Origin of the sequence: Methylobacterium sp. WL103, assembly GCF_008039885.1 — a bacterium.
In the GTDB taxonomy this organism is placed as follows: Bacteria; Pseudomonadota; Alphaproteobacteria; order Rhizobiales; family Beijerinckiaceae; genus Methylobacterium; species Methylobacterium cerastii.
In genome coordinates, this window is record NZ_VRUX01000271.1 from 1 (window position 1) to 5,577 (window position 5,577).

At 71.4% G+C, this 5,577-nt stretch carries 6 protein-coding genes and 2 pseudogenes; 3 read left to right on the forward strand and 5 right to left on the reverse strand.

Annotated features, from left to right (window positions below):
• Both FV222_RS31225 and dapD read right to left on the reverse strand, forming a co-directional pair.
• Positions 1-173: pseudogene (locus FV222_RS31225) on the reverse strand (alpha/beta hydrolase); the annotation flags it as partial.
• A 20-nt stretch (positions 174-193) separates the two neighbouring features.
• Positions 194-1,039 carry a 2,3,4,5-tetrahydropyridine-2,6-dicarboxylate N-succinyltransferase gene (gene dapD / locus FV222_RS15955; RefSeq protein WP_147761345.1) on the reverse strand — a complete coding sequence of 282 codons (846 nt, stop codon included), beginning with the start codon at positions 1,037-1,039 and terminating at the stop codon, positions 194-196.
• A 217-nt stretch (positions 1,040-1,256) separates the two neighbouring features.
• On the opposite strand from dapD, the gene FV222_RS15960 reads away from it, so the two are divergent.
• Together FV222_RS15960 and FV222_RS15965 are read left to right on the forward strand one after the other, a co-directional pair.
• Complete coding sequence (locus tag FV222_RS15960) at positions 1,257-2,288, forward strand: SDR family oxidoreductase (protein ID WP_147815053.1); 1,032 nt, start codon at positions 1,257-1,259, stop codon at positions 2,286-2,288.
• 1 nt (position 2,289) lies between these two features.
• On the forward strand, positions 2,290-3,192 hold the full coding sequence (locus FV222_RS15965; protein ID WP_147761347.1) for an alpha/beta hydrolase: 903 nt from the start codon (positions 2,290-2,292) through the stop codon (positions 3,190-3,192).
• Positions 3,193-3,209: 17 nt separating this feature from the next.
• Here the strand turns inward: FV222_RS15965 and FV222_RS15970 are convergent, their stop codons facing one another.
• The 3 genes from FV222_RS15970 to FV222_RS15980 form a co-directional block, all read right to left on the reverse strand.
• Positions 3,210-3,662: a Crp/Fnr family transcriptional regulator gene (locus tag FV222_RS15970; protein ID WP_147761348.1), complete on the reverse strand. Its 453-nt coding sequence runs from the start codon at positions 3,660-3,662 to the stop codon at positions 3,210-3,212.
• A gap of 143 nt (positions 3,663-3,805) precedes the next feature.
• On the reverse strand, positions 3,806-4,384 hold the full coding sequence (locus FV222_RS15975) for a methylated-DNA--[protein]-cysteine S-methyltransferase (protein ID WP_147815055.1): 579 nt from the start codon (positions 4,382-4,384) through the stop codon (positions 3,806-3,808).
• A 7-nt stretch (positions 4,385-4,391) separates the two neighbouring features.
• Positions 4,392-5,078 carry a response regulator transcription factor gene (locus tag FV222_RS15980; RefSeq protein WP_147750089.1) on the reverse strand — a complete coding sequence of 229 codons (687 nt, stop codon included), beginning with the start codon at positions 5,076-5,078 and terminating at the stop codon, positions 4,392-4,394.
• A 268-nt stretch (positions 5,079-5,346) separates the two neighbouring features.
• Between FV222_RS15980 and FV222_RS31230 the strand changes: the two are divergent.
• A pseudogene (locus FV222_RS31230) lies at positions 5,347-5,577 on the forward strand (hypothetical protein); the annotation flags it as partial.

The following is a 5,577-nucleotide window of genomic DNA, read 5'->3' on the forward strand; positions in this document are numbered from 1 at the left end:
AGGCAGCGATGGTCCGCGGCGAGACGCGCGGCGAGCCCGGCCATCTCGGCCCGCGACGCGATCGTCGAGAGCGCCGGCAGCAGCAGCACGTCGGCGCCGGACCCGACCCGGTCGCAGGGGGTCGGCACGGCGTGGCCGGCCACCATGAGGTCGAGGGTCAGGGTCTCGCGCATCGGGTCGTGCCCTGCCCGGATCAGGTGCGCAGCAGCTCGTTGATCGCGGTCTTGGAGCGGGTGCCGGCGTCGACGCGCTTGACGATGACGGCGCAGTACAGGCCCGGGCCGGGCGAGCCGTCCGGCAGCGGCTTGCCGGGCATGGTGCCGGAGACGACCACCGAGTAGGGCGGCACGCGGCCGTAGAAGACTTCGCCGGTGGTGCGATCGACGATGCGGGTCGAGGCGCCGATGTAGACGCCCATCGAGAGCACGCTGCCCTCGCCGACGATCACGCCCTCGGCGACCTCGGCGCGGGCGCCGATGAAGCAGTTGTCCTCGATGATCACCGGGTTGGCCTGCAGCGGCTCGAGCACGCCTGCGATGCCGGCGCCGCCCGAGATGTGGCAGTTGTCGCCGACCTGAGCGCAGGAGCCGATCGTCACCCAGGTGTCGACCATGGTGCCCTTGCCGACCCGCGCGCCGAGGTTGATGAACGAGGGCATCAGAACGGCGCCGGGGGCGATGTAGGAGCCGCGGCGCACGAAGCAGCCGGGCACGGCGCGGAAGCCGGCGGCCCGGAACTCGGCCTCGTTCCACCCCTCGAACTTCGAGGGCACCTTGTCCCACCACGGCGCCGCGCCGGGGCCGCCGGAGATCGGCGCCATGTCGTTGAGGCGGAAGGAGAGCAGCACCGCCTTCTTCAGCCACTGGTTGACCACCCAATCCTGGTTGCCGCTCTTCTCGGCGACCCGGGCCTCACCGGAGTCGAGCAGCGCCAGCGCCGCCTCGACGGCTTCGCGAACGGCGCCGCGCGTGTTCGTGTCGACGCCGGCGCGGTCCTCCCAGGCGGCTTCGATGGTCTGGGCGAGGGCAGCGTGCGACATGGGGCTTCCGGGCAGGTTTTCAGCGAGCGCCCGTGCTTACAAGCGGCCGTCCGCTCTGTCACCTGAGGGCGTTGACGGGGCGATCGCGCACCTGCGTGCAACCGACGCGGACGGAATCGGGCCGCCCTCCGGCAACATCTCGGCGCCTCGTGGGTAGGTCCCGGACATTGCGGCGCCGCGCCGACCGGTGCGCGGAGCGTTTGCGGGAAACAGGGCCATGAAACACAAGGCATTGCGCGACCAGGTCGTCGTCATCACCGGCGCGTCGAGCGGCATCGGGCTCGCGACCGCCAGGATGGCCGCGGAGCGCGGGGCGACCGTCGTGCTCGCCGCCCGCAGCGCAGACGTGCTGGCGACGGTGCAGGCGGAAATCGAGGCGGCCGGCGGCCGCGCCCTGGCCGTCCCCTGCGATGTCGGCGACCGCGCCGATGTCCAGGCCGTGGCCGACCGGGCGATCGCCGCGTTCGGCGGTTTCGACACCTGGGTCAACGTCGCCGGCCTCACCATCTACGGTCCGCTGCGCGAGGTCTCGGACGCGGACAACGCGCGCCTGATCCAGACCAACCTCTGGGGCACCGTGTTCGGTTCGCTCGTCGCGGTCGAGCACCTGCGCCGGCGCGGCGGTGCGCTGATCAACCTCGGCAGCGTCGCCTCAGACCTCGCCTTCCCGTTCCAAGGCATGTACGTGGCGAGCAAGCACGCGGTGAAGGGTTTCACCGACGCCCTGCGGATGGAGCTGCTGGCCGAGGATGCGCCGGTCTCGGTGACGCTGGTCAAGCCGACCTCGATCGATACGCCGCTGCCGCAGCGAGCGCGCAACTACATGGACCGGGAGCCGATGCTGCCGCCTCCGATCTACCCGCCCGAGGAGGTGGCGAACGCCATCCTGCATGCCGCCGTGCATCCGCAGCGCGACATCGTCGTCGGCGGCGGCGGCAAGCTGATGGTGGCCGGCAAGGAGTTCGCGCCGGGCGCCTACGATCTCTTGGCCCCCGCGATCATCGCCATGCAGAAGCGCGGCGAGGACCCGCGCGACCCGTCCGGCGCGCTGCACGCGCCGAAGGACGCGGGCGAGGTCCGGGGCACTCAGCCGGGCTACGTGATGCGCACCAGCGCCTACACCCGCGCGACCTTGCACCCCGTCGCCGCCACGGCGGGGCTGATCGGCCTCGGCCTTGCGGCCCTGACCCTCGCGGGCGTCGGCAGCGGAAAGCCGGGCTCTTCGCGCGGACGCGAGCGCTCGACCTGAGATGGCGGCTTCGTTGCTCGACGCCTCCGGGCCGCCCGGTCCCGCCGCGGTGACCGAGCGGATCGTCCGGCGCAAGGTCGTCGACCTGCCGGGCGGGCGCACCATCGCCTACGCCAAGACAGGGACCGGGCCGGACCTCGTCGCAATCCACGGCACGCTGATGACGCTGGAGGACATGTGGCTCGGCCCGGTGCCGGCGCTGGCCCGGCATTTCCGGGTCGTCGCCGTCGACCGGCCGGGGCATGGCGACAGCGCCCGCGTGCGCGGCGCCGACGCGTCGCCCTGGCGACAGGCCGAGCTGATCCACGCAGCCGTGCAGGCGTTGGGGCTGCATCGCCCGGTCATCCTCGGGCATTCCTACGGCGGCGCCGTCGCCCTCGCCTACGGGATGCTCTACCCGGATTCAGTCTCGGGCATCGTGGCGCTCGCCCCGGTCTGCTTTCCGGAACTCCGCCTCGAGCAGGTGCTGTTCGGCCCGCGCGCCGCGCCGGTCTCGGGGCCGATGCTGTCGGACGCGCTCGGCGCCTCCGCCGACCCGACGCTGCTGCCGTTGCTGTGGAACGCGATGTTCCTGCCCCAGACCATGCCGCGCGCCTTCGCCGAAGCGTTCCCGTTCGGCTTCGCCGGGCGCCCGGGCCAGATCGTCGCCGAGGCCGAGGACGCGCTCTCGCTCTGGGCGGCGCTGAGCCGGAGCGCGGCGGCCTACGCCACCTGCCGGGTGCCGGTTCGGATTCTGACGGGCGACACCGACATCGTGGTCAACCCGATGATGCACGGTGCGCTGGCCGCCCGCATGATCCCGGGCGCGCGCTTCGAGCGCCTCGCAGGAATCGGCCACATGCTTCATCACATCCGCGGCGACGCCGTGGTCGAGGCAGCCCGCGCGTTGGTGCCGCAAACCTGACCAGGCGTCGAGCCCGATCAATCCGCGTCGAGCATGGCGCGCACGCGCGCGAAACCCTGGTTCAGCGCGGAAAGGTCGTCGGCCAGCGCGTCGTGGATCACGGCGGCGGCATCGGGAAACTCCTCCAGCACGCGGCGCATCAGGGTCGGGGTGATGCGCATGACCTCGGCCGCACCTTGCGCGGCGGCGTCGCCCGGACGTTCGCCGCGAACGAACAGCGCGAGGCGCCCGATCAGCGCCGAACGGCCGGCCAGCACCGTGTCGCCGCCGGCTACACGGGGCGCGAGGGCGATCGTGCCGGACAGGACAACGAAGCCGCCGTCGGCCGGATCGCCGCGGCTGAACAGAGTCTCTCCCGGTTCCAGCGATCGGCGCTCGGCGGCGAAGGTGAGCAGGCGCAGGGCGTCGCGCCCGAACGCTTCGAAGACCGGCGCGGCGGCGAGGATCGCGATGTCGTCTTCGATGCCCAACCCGCAGAGATCCTTTGCGTCCGATCGACGATGCTTAGAGCATTTTGGAGCCGGGTGGGTACCGGCGCCCATGAAGTAAATGCGGCCACGCAGCGGGTTGGATTCGTCCGTGATCCGGTCGTCACGGGCGAGCGGATGCGGGGTCAGCGGAGCAGGGCCGCCCCGAACAAGTCGGCGGGCGGTTTTCTGTCGCCGACGCCGGCATGGCGCGCCTCGTGGTCGAGGAGCCAGCGCTTGCGGTCCAATCCGCCGCCGTAGCCGGTGAGCGTGCCGTTCGCGCCGACGACGCGGTGGCACGGCACCACGATGCAGATCGGGTTCGCGCCGTTGGCCGCGCCGACAGGGCGCACCGCGCGGGGATGGCCGATCCGCGCCGCGAGCGCGCCGTAGCTCTCGGTGGTGCCGGCGGGCACGGTCCGCAGGGCCGCCCAGACCGCGCGCTGAAGCACTGTGCCGTCCGTTGCGGTCTCGACCTCGTCGACCGCCGTGAGGTCGCCGTCGAAGTAGCGCGTCAATGGGCGGAGAGCCCGGCTGAGATGCCGGGATGCGGAGACAAACCAGCCGCCGCGTCCGTAGGCGCGGTCGAGAAGCGCCTCCATCCGGTCCTGGTCCTCGTCGAAGTCGGCGACGCGCAGGCGCCCGTCGGCATCGGTCAGGAGCACGAGCGTCCCGATCGGGCTTGCCAGGGTCTCGCGGAGCAGGGCGAACGGGGCGGCGCTCATGCCGGGATCACGGCAGCAGCTTGTAGCCGCCGCCCTCGGTGACGAGGATCGCGGCGAGCCCGGGATTCGGCTCGATCTTCTGCCGCAGCCGGTAGATGTGGGTTTCCAGCGTGTGGGTCGTGACCTGGGCGTTGTAGCCCCAGACCTCGGCGAGCAGCGTGTCGCGGCCGACCACCTCGCGCCCGGCGCGGTAGAGGAAGCGCAGGATCGCGGTCTCCTTCTCGGTGAGCTTCAGCTTCGAGCCGCGCTCGCCGACCAGGAGCTTCGCCCCCGGCTTGAAGGTGTAGGGACCGATCTGGAAGACCGCGTCCTCGGAGGCCTCGTGGCTGCGCAGATGCGCGCGGATGCGGGCGAGCAGGATCGCGAACTTGAACGGCTTGGTGACGTAGTCGTTGGCCCCCGCCTCGAGGCCCTCGACGGTGTCGGCCTCGGAATCCTGGGCGGTCAGCATGATGACTGGGCCCTTGAAGCCGTTCTTGCGCATCAGGCGGACGGCCTCTCGGCCGTCCATGTCGGGCAGGCCGACATCCATCACCGCGAGGTCGATCCGGTCGGAGGCGACGCGGGCGATGGCGCGGCCCGCATCGATCTCGGCGACCACCGTGAACTCCTCGCAGAGGTCGAGCTGTTCGGTCAGGGTCTCGCGCAGGATCGCGTCGTCGTCGCAGATGAGGAGGCGGTAGGCGTTGGACATCGTCCGTGGAACTCTTCGACTGGGCACGACCGGAACGGATCGCGCCCCGGAGTTCCGGTGCTCGGACGATCTCGCTCCCAAAGGACCCGAGGGTTCTTCGACCCGGGTAGACGCCTTAGAATAACGTGCTTTTCGCGGCGGGGAATTGGCTTGTGCACAATTATACGACCCTTTTCGTGACAGCCAACCCGCCGCCGCCACGCTTCACTGCGCAGGGACGCCACGTTCCCGCCCTCCGGCCGCCCGCACCTCAGGTTCGCCCAGCATCATGACGAAGCGTCCCCGCCCTCATGAACGCCACCGCGATTCCGGGACGGCCCGAACCTTGGCGACGCTCAAGGTGCATCCGCGGGTCGGCGACCGGCGCAAGGGCCTGCTGCAGGCGGGCGCCGCAATCATCCCTTGCGCGCTCGGCAGTGGTGGTATCGTGCAGGTGAAGCGCGAGGGCGACGGCGGCTCGCCGCGCGGCCGGTTTCGCCTGCGCGGCGGCAGCTACAGG